The 12,532-nt window shown below is 66.4% G+C and carries 12 protein-coding genes; 4 read left to right on the plus strand and 8 right to left on the minus strand.

Annotated features, from left to right (window positions below):
• Positions 1-6: 6 nt before the first annotated feature.
• Genes GEV02_RS07225 through GEV02_RS07245 form a run of 5 tightly spaced genes read right to left on the minus strand, consistent with a single transcriptional unit; the run spans position 7 to position 4,697 of the window.
• A complete protein-coding gene (locus GEV02_RS07225) occupies positions 7-207 on the minus strand; it encodes a DUF1656 domain-containing protein (protein ID WP_008446277.1) in 201 nt (66 codons plus the stop codon).
• The gene (locus GEV02_RS07230) at positions 197-2,359 is read right to left on the minus strand and encodes an FUSC family protein (RefSeq protein WP_152837376.1); all 2,163 of its coding nucleotides are present in this window, start codon (positions 2,357-2,359) and stop codon (positions 197-199) included. The genes GEV02_RS07225 and GEV02_RS07230 overlap by 11 nt, the downstream gene beginning before the upstream one ends.
• A gap of 14 nt (positions 2,360-2,373) precedes the next feature.
• Positions 2,374-2,871 carry a MarR family winged helix-turn-helix transcriptional regulator gene (locus tag GEV02_RS07235; RefSeq protein ID WP_008446279.1) on the minus strand — a complete coding sequence of 166 codons (498 nt, stop codon included), beginning with the start codon at positions 2,869-2,871 and terminating at the stop codon, positions 2,374-2,376.
• 50 nt (positions 2,872-2,921) lie between these two features.
• Positions 2,922-4,364 (minus strand): efflux transporter outer membrane subunit, encoded by a 1,443-nt coding sequence (locus GEV02_RS07240; protein ID WP_152837377.1) that lies wholly within the window; start codon positions 4,362-4,364, stop codon positions 2,922-2,924.
• 15 nt (positions 4,365-4,379) lie between these two features.
• Positions 4,380-4,697 (minus strand): DUF4148 domain-containing protein, encoded by a 318-nt coding sequence (locus tag GEV02_RS07245; protein ID WP_152837378.1) that lies wholly within the window; start codon positions 4,695-4,697, stop codon positions 4,380-4,382.
• Between the two features lie 164 nt (positions 4,698-4,861).
• Here GEV02_RS07245 and GEV02_RS07250 point away from each other — a divergent pair, with 164 nt between their 5' ends.
• Positions 4,862-5,224 (plus strand): hypothetical protein, encoded by a 363-nt coding sequence (locus tag GEV02_RS07250; protein WP_152837379.1) that lies wholly within the window; start codon positions 4,862-4,864, stop codon positions 5,222-5,224.
• On the opposite strand, the gene GEV02_RS07255 is transcribed toward GEV02_RS07250, so the two are convergent.
• Complete coding sequence (locus tag GEV02_RS07255; RefSeq protein ID WP_152837380.1) at positions 5,196-6,092, minus strand: LysR family transcriptional regulator; 897 nt, start codon at positions 6,090-6,092, stop codon at positions 5,196-5,198. The genes GEV02_RS07250 and GEV02_RS07255 overlap by 29 nt on opposite strands.
• Positions 6,093-6,159: 67 nt before the next feature.
• Positions 6,160-7,536, minus strand: coding sequence for a sensor histidine kinase (locus tag GEV02_RS07260; RefSeq protein WP_152837381.1), 1,377 nt, complete (start codon positions 7,534-7,536; stop codon positions 6,160-6,162).
• A gap of 89 nt (positions 7,537-7,625) precedes the next feature.
• Here GEV02_RS07260 and GEV02_RS07265 point away from each other — a divergent pair, with 89 nt between their 5' ends.
• Both GEV02_RS07265 and GEV02_RS07270 read left to right on the plus strand, forming a co-directional pair.
• Positions 7,626-8,423 carry a hypothetical protein gene (locus GEV02_RS07265; protein WP_152837382.1) on the plus strand — a complete coding sequence of 266 codons (798 nt, stop codon included), beginning with the start codon at positions 7,626-7,628 and terminating at the stop codon, positions 8,421-8,423.
• Positions 8,420-8,818 (plus strand): hypothetical protein, encoded by a 399-nt coding sequence (locus GEV02_RS07270; RefSeq protein WP_152837383.1) that lies wholly within the window; start codon positions 8,420-8,422, stop codon positions 8,816-8,818. Before GEV02_RS07265 ends, GEV02_RS07270 begins: the two co-directional genes overlap by 4 nt.
• 3 nt (positions 8,819-8,821) lie before the next feature.
• Here GEV02_RS07270 and mgrA read toward each other — a convergent pair whose 3' ends face one another.
• The gene (gene mgrA / locus GEV02_RS07275; protein ID WP_152837384.1) at positions 8,822-9,859 is read right to left on the minus strand and encodes an L-glyceraldehyde 3-phosphate reductase; all 1,038 of its coding nucleotides are present in this window, start codon (positions 9,857-9,859) and stop codon (positions 8,822-8,824) included.
• A 182-nt stretch (positions 9,860-10,041) separates the two neighbouring features.
• Here mgrA and GEV02_RS07280 point away from each other — a divergent pair, with 182 nt between their 5' ends.
• Positions 10,042-12,525, plus strand: a complete 2,484-nt coding sequence (locus tag GEV02_RS07280) for an ABC transporter permease (protein WP_152837385.1) — start codon at positions 10,042-10,044, stop codon at positions 12,523-12,525.
• The last annotated feature ends 7 nt before the right edge of the window (positions 12,526-12,532 follow it).

Raw genomic sequence — 12,532 nt, forward strand, 5'->3', positions numbered from 1 at the left:
TTGCGATTATTTGTAGAGCGTCACCAGCAGTGCGCTGAAGATGCAGGCGAACAGGCACAGACGCACCAGCGCCGGATGCCAGCTGCGGCGGTAGGCGCCGAGGTGGCTCAAGGCGCTGTCGAGCGCCACTTGCAGCACCAGGCTGACGAGGAACAGCGGCAGCACGCCGGGCAGCAGTACGCCGAAAAAGTCTATCTCACGCGGCATGGTCGGTTTCTCCTGTAGCTATCTGGTCCAGCAGGGACGTGTAAATGGAATGCAGGTCGGTCAGCGCCGTTTGCAGGCGCAGCCTGCGTTCCGGCGTGGCCGAGGGCAGGGCCGCGCGCACGCTGGCGCCGGCGTCGAGTATCGATTGCAGCGCCGCGCCGCCGCTGACACGCGATGGCGCCCGCAGGTAGACGGCCAGTTCGCGCACCACCAGCTTCAGCGCCGTCGGCACCGGACCTGGTTGCGAGCCGGCGATCAGCTGGCGCAGTTCGATCACGGCATGGCCCAGCTCCAGCAGGGTCAGGCCCTGGCGCACCACGGCGCGTGCGGCTTCGCCCGGCGCCGGGCCGGAGGCGGCGTTCAGTTGGCTGAGCAGGTCGCGCACGCGGTTGTCGAAGCGCCGTTTCAGGCGGTACATCGACGCGGTGCAAGCGCCTTGCGCCTCGCGCCACAGGGCGGCGGCAACGTGGTCCTTCTGGCCCATGGTGTGCTCGGGCAGCACCACCTTGAACATCAGGTAGGCCACCGCCACGCCCATGGTCAGCGACAGCTCGCTGCTCATGAAGCTCTCCACGTCGTAGTGCATCAGATTGGTCGGCACCAGCAGCGTGGCGCAGAACATGCAGATGCCGATGCCCACGCCGGCCCAGCGCGGGCTGGTCATCAGGTAGCTGCCGAAGACGAAGATCGGCAGCGCCGCCACGACCAGCGTCGGGAAGTCGTTGGCGCGGGCGACCAGGAAGAATTCGCTGACGAAGGCCAGCGGCGTGGCGAGCAGGAAGCCGATCAGCACCTGCTGCACCAGCACCGTGGGCCGCGGCGACGACGAGGCCAGCGCGCAGAAAATAGTGGCCATCAAAATGGCGTTGCCGACGAAGGGCCAGGCCAGCCAGTACCAGGCCGACGCCGTCAGCAGCAGCGTGACGCCGGCGCGGAAGCCGCTGGCGGCGACGATGGCCGGCGGCGTCTTCGGCGTGTAGGAGCCGGGATCGCTGACCTGCTGGCGCTTCTCCTGCGCCAGGCCGTGATACAGGCCCGTGAAGGCTTCCATGTCGCGGGCGTAGCGCTCCAGCAGCTCCACCGCCGTGTCGAAGTCGATCTGCTGCGCACGCGTGACCGGTGTGGCGGCCTCCATGGCTTCCGCCTCGGCCAGCCGGCTGCGGGCGGCGGCGATGTCGGCGGCCAGCACGGTACGCATGCTGGCCATGTGCTGCGGCGTCAGCTCGTCGCGCAGGGCCAGCGCCAGATGCGCGTGCATCGGCTCGACCAGCTCCAGCACCGGCTGCGCATGCCGTGGCGCGGCGCCGCGCAGGCGGTGGATCAGCCGGTGCAGCGTGTAGAAGGTGGTCAGCACCGTCATGAAGGCGGCGTTGAAGGCGTGCAGCTGGCGCGTGTGCGAACGCGCATGGTCGGCTTCGAAAAAGGCGGCGGCACGGCCCGATTCCAGCGCGGCGATGTCGGCGGCGAACTTCAGGTGGCTCAGTTCCGTCTCGGCCGGCGTCAGGCGCTGTTCCAGCACCTGCGTGCAGAAGGTGACGAAGCTCGCGTAGCGCGCCTGCACGGTACGCATCACGGTGCGCGAATGGCGGCGCGGGAAGACCACGTCGTGCACCACGGCGGCGCAGATGATGCCCAGCCCGACCTCAGTGACGCGGGTGACGGCCAGCGTGAACACGCGGTCCGGCGAATCGATGGCGGGCACCGCGATCATGCAGGCGGTGTAGCCGGCCAGGACGAAGCTGTACGACTGCTGGTTGCGGTGCATGGCGGCGCCGCCGGTGCACAGGGCGATCCAGACCGCCACACCGATGAACAGCAGCGGCGGCGATTGCGGGAACAGCGCCACCAGCAGCAGCGAGGCCGCGCAGCCGACCAGCGTGCCGAGAAAACGGTAGAAGGCTTTTTCCAGCACCATGCCGCTGCTGGGCAGGGCTAGGATCACGGTGGTGGCGAGGGCAGTGTAGGGGGCGTCCAGGCCGAGGCGGAAGGCCAGCCACAGCGCGGAGAAGGAGGCCAGCATGGTCTTGGCGACAAAGACCCAGCGCTCGCCCTCGGTGTTAAACCAGCCTTTGGCTTCCGCCGCCAGCCAGCGCATGGCTCCCCTGGCCGCGCTGGTGTCCGGGGTGGGAGTGGCGGCTTGGGGAGGGTTCATGGCGTCGATTCAGGCTATGTGAGTGCTTCTAAATTATCCAGCTGCCTTTTCAGCAGTCCTTCAAGTACTTTAACTTCTTCCGCGCTGTAGCCGTCGTAGGCGTGGGTGGTGGCCGACCATACTTCCGGCAGCACCTTGGCGGCCAGCTCGCGGCCGGCGTCCGTCAGCGAGATCATCACGCAGCGGCGGTCGCCGGGGCGGTTGCCGCGCGTGATCAAGCCCTGGGATTCCAGGTCATTGCAGACGCGCGTCAGGTTGGCCGGCTTTTCCATGCAGGCCTCGCCCAGCGTGGAGGCGGTGGATGTCTCGTCGTCCGAGCCGTACAGCACGGCCAACACCATGTAGCTGGCGTCGACCAGATCGTATTTGCGCAGCGCCGCGTTGCTCAGGTCTTTCATCCGTTTCTGGATGTGGTAGGTCATGCGCAGCACGCGCATCAAATCCTCGGGGAAGTCCGGCATTCGGGCATGGATGTTTTTCAGGCGTTTTTTAGTCGCTTCAAAACTGCTCATTGCCTGCTCCTCATACGTTTTTCAAAGGCTTTGATTGTACTATCTAAGCATCACGGCAATTCCAGTTTTATGCCGCCACCGAGCGCGGTCATCAACAATGTGTAGTTATCTAGTTGTTTGCTAGCCACTTGCGCCATCTGCTGTTCTTCGTTCAATAACACCAGCTGGGCGTTGATCACGTTCAGCGCGTCGGTCATACCGGCGCGGTAGGCGCGTTCCGCCAGCTCCTGCTGGCGCCGGGCCGAGGCCAGTGCGCGCTGCGCCAGCTTGTCCTGCTGCTTCACCGAATCGATGCGGACCACCGCGTTGGCCACATCGGCCATCGCCTGCACCACGGCCGCGTTGTACTGTTCGACCGCACCGTCGTAGAGCGCGGTCTGGTTGCCCAATTGACTGCGCAGTCGTCCGCCTTCGAAGATCGGCAGGCTGATGGCCGGCGTCACGCCGCGCATGGCGGAGTTAGCGTCCAGGAAGTGCGTGAAGCCCAGCGACTGGAAGCCGACAAAGGCCGCCAGGTTGATGTTCGGGTAAAAATCGGCCTTGGCGCCGGCGATGCGGGCGCTAGCCGCTTCCACGCGCCAGCGCTGCGCCGCGATGTCGGGCCGGTGGCCGACCAGCTCCGCCGGCAGCGAGGCGGGCACCGCGTCGCCATGGCCGGCGTCGAGGGCCAGCATCGGCCGGGCGATCGCATCGCCGTCGCCCGGTCCTTTGCCGATCAGTGCCGCCAGCTGGTTGCGCAGCAGGGCGATCGATTCTCCGATCTGCTCATGCTCGCGCCGTCCCGCCGGCAGCGTGGTTTCTATGCTCGCGACTTCGATCTCGCTGGCCAGCCCTGCGGCCTGGCGCTTGCGCGTGATCTCCAGGATGCGCTGGCGCTGCGCCAGGTTCTGCGCCACGCTGTCCTGCTGCGCGTACTCCAGCGACAGCTGGATGTAGCTGCGCACGATGGCCGATTCCAGCGTCAGCCGCGCCATCTGCGATTCCGCCGACGCCATGTGGACCTCGTCCAGCGCGGCGGCCAGCGCATCGCGGTTGCGGCCCCACAGATCCAGGTCGTAGGAGCCGGACAGCGTGGCGGTGTTCTTCCACGCGTAGTTGCCGGCCAATGGAGCGGGTACGGTACTGTGCGCGGAATACAGTTCGCGGTCGGCGCTGGCGGAGGCGTTCACCTGCGGCAGCGTGCCGGCCTTGGCGACGCCGGCCAGTGCTTCGGCCTGTCGCACGCGGGCCTGGGTGACGCGCAGCGACGGATTGTCGGCCAGCGCGGCGGCCACCAGTTTGTTCAGCTGCGCGTCATGCAGCGCTTCCCACCATTGCTGCTCGGGCCAAGCGACGTTTGCGCTGGCGGCGGCGATGGCTTTGCCGGCATTGAGTTCGGCCGGTTTCAGCGCGACTGCCTGCGGCTTGACCTTGCCCATGTCGGCGCAGCCGGCCAGCACCGCCAGCACGCATGCGGCGAGGGCGGTAGTCTGGAGGGCGCGTGGCGTTTGCATGGACTGGGCTTCCGATTACTTGGCGTAGTGCTTTTTGGTCTGGGCGACATCCATGTCGGCTTCGTTCTCGATCAGCGTGCCGTTCTTGCGCGCTTCGAGGAATTCCGCCTGCACCTGGGCGCGGGTCAGGCCGGCCGGTTGGGCTTTGGTGGTCGACGCCAGCGCGCCGTTGGCGACCGCGGTTTGCGCGGCGCTGGTGGTTGCGGCGGTTGCCGTGGCGGCGGCCGGCGCGGTGCTCTGCGCGAAGGCGCTGGTGACGGTGGTGGCAGTGGCGGCGATGGCGAATGCTGCGGTGGCTGCGGCGCGGATCAGATTTTTGGTCGTGGTGCTCATGGCGTTACTCCTTGGTTGGCTGCGGTATGGAGTAACTATAGAGATGAATATTACATTTGTAAAGTAAAAAATACCTATCGGCACGATAGCCTTTATGCGCGCATCCGCACGGAAGGGCGGCGGCGGCGGTGGTTCAATCGGGTTTTCACTGGAAGGAGCAGATCATGGCTGACAGCACCCTGGACCCGGACAATATTCCGGTAGGTACCGACCGCACACTGGGACGCGGCCACGGCACGCGCGCGCTGGGCCCCAGCGACAACTCCGACAGTGGCAGCGACGTCGCCGGTGAGCCGGACGTGGGCCTCGATAGCGACACCGATGCGGAAGGCACGGGCGAGCGCGCCGGTGTGGAGGTCGAAACGCTGCCGTCGGATGCGGACATCGGCTTCGATCACATTGAAACCATCCCGGTGGTGGATGGCGAATTCCGCGAGGTTGCGGAGGCCGGGGATGCCGCGTCGGACGAGCGGGGAGAGCGGCGCGACTGGTCGCGTACTAGCTCGCCGCCGACATCGCGTCCGTAATCCAGTCGACGAACACGCGCACGCGCGGCGACAGCTGGCGCGCGTGCGGATACAGCACCGATACCGGCATCGGCTTGGGCCGCCACGCGCCCAGCACTTCGCGCAAAGCGCCGCTCTCCAGCAGGCCGGCGACGTGATAGCGCGGCAGCTGCACCAGGCCCAGATGGCTGGCGCAGCAGGCCGCGTAGGCGTCTGCATTGCTGACCGTGACAATGCCGGGCAGCGTGATGCTGCGCCCCTCGCCATCGACCATGAAGTCGAACGGGAACATCTTGCCGCTGCTGGCGGAGTAGAAGTTGACCGCGCGGTGGCCGGCCAGATCGTCCAGCGTGGCGGGCGTGCCGTATTTGTCGAGATAAGCGGCGCTGGCGCAGGTGACCTGCTGTAGCGTAGCCACGCGCCGGGCCACCATGTTGGAGTCCCGCAGCTCGCCCACGCGCAGCACGCAGTCTATGCCGTCGCGCACCAGGTCGACCAGGCGGTCGCCCATGCCGATCTCCAGCTCCAGGTCCGGATAGCGTTCGAAGAATTCCGCCAGCCGTGGCAGCACGTAATGCTGCGCCAGGGTGCCCTGCAAGTCCACTCGCAGCTTGCCGCGTGGCGCCACGCCGCTGTTGCCAAAGCCCGCTTCGGTTTCCTCGACATCGGCCAGGATACGCACGCAGCGATGATAGTAGGCCTGGCCGTCCAGCGTGGCGCTGACGTGGCGCGTGGTCCTTTGCAGCAGGCGCACGCCCAGCCGCGCCTCCAGCTGCTTGATGGTGTAGGTGGCGGTGGCCGCCGGAATCTGCAAGTCGTCCGCCGCCTTGCTGAAGCTCTTCAGCTCGACGATGCGGGTGAAAATCCGCATCGCGTTAAAACGGTCCATGGTGCGCCCGGATTGTTGGTTGATATTGCATAGTACCGGCAATATTAACGCCTTTATTCGCCTGCGGTCACGCGGCCGGGATGTCGACCACGAAGCGGCAGCCGCGCGGCTGCACGGCTTCCAGGCGCGCCGCGCCACGCAGGCCCTGGGCCGCGCGCTGCACGATGGACAGCCCCAGTCCGGAGCCGGAGACGTTCTGGCCCGCGCAGCGGTAGAAGCGCTCGAACACCAGTGCCTGTTCGGCGGCGGGGATGCCGGGGCCGTTGTCGCTGACGGCCAGGCGCAGCGCGCCGTCGACGCGGGCCAGTTCCACCGTCACCTGTCCGCCGTCGTCGATGTAGCGCACCGCGTTGTGCAGCAGGTTGTGCAGGATGGAGAGGAAGGCGTGGTGGTCCAGCGCATGCGGCAGCGCGTCCGGCGCCTCCAGCGACAGTTCGATGTCGCGTTCCATCGCCGCCGGCGCCAGATCGACGATGGCTTGCCGCGCCATCTGCGCCGCATCCAGCGTTTGCAACGACAGGCCTTGTTCGTTGCCGCGCTCCAGCTGCGCCATCTCCATCAGCTGCTGCACCAGGTGGGAGGCGCGGGCGATGGCGTGGTCCATGCGCTGCTCGGCCTCGTCGCGCTGCGCCTGGTCCTGCGCCTTCAGCAGCACGTGGGCCTGCACCGAGATCACCGCCATCGGTGTGCGCAGTTCGTGGGCGGCGTCGTGCACGAAACTGGTCTCGCGCGCCACGCGGCGGCGCAGCTGGTCCAGCAGGTTATCGAGCGCCGTCGCCAGCGGTTTGAGCTCCTGGTACTTCGGCACGATGTTCAGCGGCGTCAAATCATGGCCGCCCTTGCCGACGATGTGGGCCGACAGTTCCTGCAAAGGCTTCAATCCGCGCCGCACCGCGAACCACAGCGGCAGCACCACCAGCGGCAGCGCGATCAGCATGTTGACGCCCAGTTCCGCGCCCATGCGGCGCAATATCCACCAGTTGGAGATCTTCTGCGCCGCCACGGTCACGGTCCATGCGCCCACGCGGCGCTGGTGGATGCGGAACGGCTGGCCGGCGATCTCGGTGCTGCCGATGTCCACGCCGAGATTCGGCAACGGCGTGCCTTTCGTCTCGGGCGACAGGTAGATGCGCGTGCCGTCCGCGCGCGACAGTTGGAGCGCCAGGATGCCAGGCACGCTTTGGTCGCGATAGCTCTGGTTGATCAGATTGGAGGTGGCGGCCAGCGCGGTGCGCGCCGCCTCTTCGCTCTGCACGCCGTTCAGCGTCACCTGCACATTGTCGCCAAGGGCGCGCACGCGGCGGTCGAAGTCTTCGTGGTCGATGGCGACGGAAAGCTCCCGTCCCATCAGCACCAGCCACACCAGGCAGAACGCCGCCAGCAGGGACAGCATCACGCGCCGCACCAGCGTCGGCTGGCCCAGGTTCAGTTTCAATTTTTGCATGCGGGGAGTATAACCGCAGCTATCTTAAGGTGAGCCAAAGGTTGTCTCGCCTACAATCCAGCATCAACCGAACTGCCGAGGAGCAGACGATGAGATGGAGTGCGATGTTATGTGCGGCCATGGCCGCCGGAGGCGCCATGGCGCAGCAGGCGCCGGAGCCGGTGCAGCAAGTGGAAGTGAGCGGCATGGTCGATGCGGACGAGGTGTCGTATCGCCGGCTGTTGAAAGGGCTGGACGCCTTCGAAAAATATCGCGCGCTGGCGCCGCAAGGCAGGCTGCGTTACAAGCTGTTCCCGCTGGCGCCGGAACCGACGCGACCCTTGACCGTGCAACTGCGCGGCGACCAGGGCAGCGCTCCGCTGGCGCTGGACGCCGACTACAGCTTTGCCCTGCCGCGCGATGAGGTGGCGGCAGCGGCGAAAGCCGTGGTACGCACCAACCGCAAGAGCGGCAGCCTGGCCTGGCGCGTCGATGTCCGCACGCCGGGGCTGGCGGTCAACCAGCGCCGGCTCGGTGATCTGCGGCTGGAATGCCAGGTCAACCGCGAAGTCGATCTGCTCAACGGCGCCAAGCCGCCAGCCTACCTGCTGGTCAACGCCACCTTCGACGTTTGCACGCAGCTGGGCGGCGGCTGGTTGGACGTGGCGCCGCGCGCCATCTTCGGCATCACGATGATCGACGGCGCGCGCCGCAAGCAGTTCTTCTCGGACCAGCTGTACCTGAACCGCATACCGGCGGTGTACCGCATGTTCTACGATACCTACTTGACTGACCGCAGCTACTGGCTGCAGATCAGCGACGCCAGCTGGCCGGACGACACGCTGCTGGAATTCGAATTTATGGAAGATGAGCCGGCGATGGCGATGAACAGCGAGGTGCATCCATGAGCCGCGGATTGACCATGGCCTGCCTGGCTTGCGTCGCCGGGCTGCTGTCCGCCTGCGCCGTCGTGGCGCCGAACATTCCGGCCGCCGCCAGCACCAGCGAGGGTTTGCGGGAACAGCTGCGGCCCGGCGTTACCACCAAGGCGGATGTGGCGCGCACCCTGGGCAAGGGCAGCGCCACCCGTTTCGACAACGGTTACGAAGTCTGGATCTACGACGACAAGCACGCCATACCGGAGCTGCTGCATTGGCTGCCGGTGGTCGGCAACGTGGTCTCAGTGGCGGAGGCCACGCGCAGCGTGCACGAACTGGCCATCCTGTTCGACAAGGACGGCGTCGTTCGCAAGTACCAGCTGCGCGAGCAGGCCTCCACGGCCGCGCAGCTGGCGGGCAAGTAGAGCTTATTTGTGGCTGGACGATCCTGCCCACAGATTGATGGCGCCTTCTTTGGCCAGCGCATCGATGTCCGCCAGTTCCCTGGCGCTGAAGCTCAGGTTCTGCAAAGCCGCCACGTTCTCGCGGATCTGCGCGCTGCTGCTGGCGCCGATCAGCGTGGACGTGATGCGTGGATCGCGCAGCACCCAGGCCAGCGCCATCTGCGCCAGCGTCTGGCCGCGCGCCTTGGCGATCTCGTTCAGGCCGCGCACGCGTTCGAGGTTTTCGTCGCTCAGGTGGGCCTTTTGCAGCGAGCCGCCGCCCGGGCGGTTGATGCGCGAGTCTTCCGGAACGCCGTTCAGGTATTTGTCGCTCAGGATGCCCTGCGCCAGGGCGGTAAAGGTGATGCAGCCCATGCCCTGGCTGGCCAGCGTGTCGAGCAGGTCTTCCTCGATCCAGCGGTTCAGCATATTGTAGGACGGCTGATGGATCAGGCACGGCACCTTCCACTCGGCCAGCAGGCGCGCCGCTTCGGCGGTCTTCTCGGCGGAATAGGACGACACACCCACGTACAGGGCCTTGCCCTGCTGGACCGCATGCGCCAGTGCGCCTATGGTTTCCTCCAGTGGCGTGTCCGGGTCGAAGCGGTGCGAGTAGAAGATGTCGACGTAGTCGAGGCCCATGCGTTGCAGGCTTTGATCCAGGCTGGCCAGCACGTATTTGCGCGAACCGCCGCCCTGGCCGTAGGGGCCGGGCCACATGTCCCAGCCGGCCTTGGTGGAGATAATCAGCTCATCGCGGTAAGGCTTGAAGTCTTCCTTGTACAGATGGCCGAAGTTGGTTTCGGCGGCGCCGTAGGGCGGCCCGTAGTTGTTGGCTAGGTCGAAGTGGGTGATGCCCAGGTCGAAGGCGGTGCGCAGCATGTCGCGCTGCGAGGCGAGGGTGTTGGTGTCGCCGAAGTTATGCCACAGTCCGAGGGACATCAGTGGCAGTTTCAGGCCGCTGCGGCCGCAGGTGCGGTACTGCATGGCTTCATAGCGTCGCGGCGATGCGAGATAGGTCATGTCGATTGCTCCAGGATTGAGAGGGCGTCCGCGATTATAGGCATGTCGGCGGAATCCCGCCGCATACGGCCCAGACGTTCATTTTTGCAAACCATCGCGGCAGATGTCGATTCGTCGCATTTCCGCAGCTTGCCGGCCCGGGTTTAGGCATGCTGCTATCTTTGAGGCAGGGACCAGATCAGATGTTCAGACTATCGTTTTCCATGATGCTGCGCGACTGGCGCGCGGGCGAGCTGCGCTTCCTGCTGGCGGCGCTGATGCTGTCAGTGGCTGCGCTGTCGTCGGTGAACTTCTTCACCGCGCGCATGGGTGCCAGCATTGCGCGCAACGCCGGCCAGGTGCTGGCGGCCGATCTGGTGCTGGCCTCCGATCAGCCGCTGCCGGCCGACGTGTATGCCGAGGCGCAACGGCGCGGCCTGCGCAGCGCCGACACGGTCGCCATGCTGAACATGGCCGTCGCCGGCAAGGATGAAGACGGGCTGTCCATGCTGGTCGCGCTGAAGAGCGTAAGCGATGCCTATCCCTTGCGCGGCCATATGAAGCTGCGCCACGACGGCCAGCCGGACGTTATCGCCGCCGGCGCCCCCAAGCCTGGAACGGTGTGGGTGGACCAGACGTTGACGGCGGCGCTGAACCTGCACATCGGCTCCACCTTGCGCATCGGCGATCGCAGTCTGACGGTGGCGGAGGTGATCGCATCGGAGCCGGATGCCGCCGCATCCTTCATCACGCTGGCGCCACGCGCCATGATGTCCGCCGCCGACCTGATGTCCGCCAATCTGTTGCAGCAGCATGCGATCGCCACCCACCGCCTGCTGCTGGCCGGCGAGCCGACACAGGTCGCGGGGTTTGAACAATGGATCAAAGCCCGCGTCGCGGCCGCGCCCAAGCTGGGCATCCAAATCAATTCGATCGCCTCCATGGGCAAGGACAGTCAGTCCATGCAGGAGCAGGTGCACCAGTTCCTGTCGCTGGTCAGCCTGTTGTCCGCGCTGCTGGCGGGGATAGCGGTGGCGATGGCTGCACGCCGCTTCATGCAGCGCCACCTCGACGCTTGCGCCGTGATGCGCTGCCTGGGCCAGACGCAGTCGCAGCAAATGCGGATGTATCTGCTGGAGTTCCTGATGCTCGGCGCGGCCGGCAGCGTGGGCGGCGTGTTGCTCGGTTTTGGCAGCCACTTCGTGTTGCTGGAGTGGCTGGGCAAGCTGGTGGCCGCCGACCTGCCACCGCCAGGCTGGCAACCGGCGTTGCAGGGGCTGGCGGCAGGAATGGTGCTGCTGCTTGGCTTCGCGCTGCCGCCGCTGCTCCAGTTGCGCAATGTGTCGCAGGTGCGCCTGCTGCGCCGCGAACAGGAAGCGCCGCAGGCGCGCACGGTCGCCAGCTATGTGCTGGGCGCCGCCATGTTCGCCGCGCTGCTGGTGTGGCAGACCGGCGATGTCATGCTCGGCCTGATCGCGGCCGCCGGCTTCGCGGTGTGCGGTGCGGTATTCGGCCTGGTGGCCTGGCTGGGCATCGGCTCGCTGCAACGGATGCGCGGCCTGTTCGACCACCCCGCATGGCGCTTCGCCGTCACCGACATGCGTCGTCGCCCCGCCGCCAACGTCACGCAGATCGTCGCGCTGGCGCTGGGTCTCACCGCCCTGCTGCTGTTGACGGTGGTGCGCGGCGACCTGCTGGCGACATGGCGGCAGGCCACGCCGGAAGGAGCACCGAACCACTACATCATCAACATCCAGCCGGACCAGCAGCAGGAGCTGGCCGCGCGTCTGAGAAGCTACGGCCGCCCGGAGATGCACGTCCTGAGCCGGGGGAGGCTAATCGCCATCAACGGCAAGCGCGCCAGGTCGGACGATCCGCGCGCCAAGGAGATGGTCGAACGTGAAATCGAAATCGAGCAGGCCAGCCAGCTGCGGACGCCCAATACCATCACGGCCGGCCGATGGTACGACGGCAGCGCGGCGGAAACCTCTGTAGACAAGGGCATCGCCGAAATCCTCGGCATCAAGCTGGGCGACCGTGTGACCTTCGATGTGGCCGGCGAAACGCTCAACGTCAAAGTCACCAGCCTGCGCAAGGTGGACTGGCGCGCGCACCAGGTAGGCGCCGCATTCGAGGTGTCGCCCAAGCTGATGGCCGGCATGCCCATGACGCTGGCGACCACGGTGCATGTGCCCCAGGACGACCGGCGCTTCTCCTACCTGCTGGCGCGCGACTATCCGAACCTGAGCGTGTTCGATATCAGCGCCTTCCTCCAGCGGATGCAGGAAACGCTGGCGCAGGTCAGTGCGGCGGTGGAGTTCCTGTTCGCGTTCACGCTGGCGTCCGGGTTGCTGGTGCTGTACGCTGCGATGGCCGGATCGCTGGATGCGCGCAAGCGCCAGGCAGCCTTGCTGCGCGCCTTGGGCGCCACGCGCGGGCAGCTGTCGCAGGCGCAGTGGATAGAGCATCTGCTGACCGGCGCTCTGGCGGGCTTGCTGGCGGCCGGTGGCGCCACTGCCGCCAGCTGGGCGCTGGCGCGCTTCAGCTTTCATCTGGAATGGCATTGGTCGCCGTTGTTGTGGACCGCCGGCCTGGTAGCCGGTGCTGTGTGCGCCTTGTTCGGCGGATGGGCGGGTTTACGCAATGTGCTGAACCAGCCGCCATTACTCAGTCTTCGGGAAAATTAGGAGTAGT

Origin of the sequence: Rugamonas aquatica, assembly GCF_009380215.1 — a bacterium.
Taxonomy (GTDB): Bacteria; Pseudomonadota; Gammaproteobacteria; order Burkholderiales; family Burkholderiaceae_D; genus Rugamonas; species Rugamonas aquatica_B.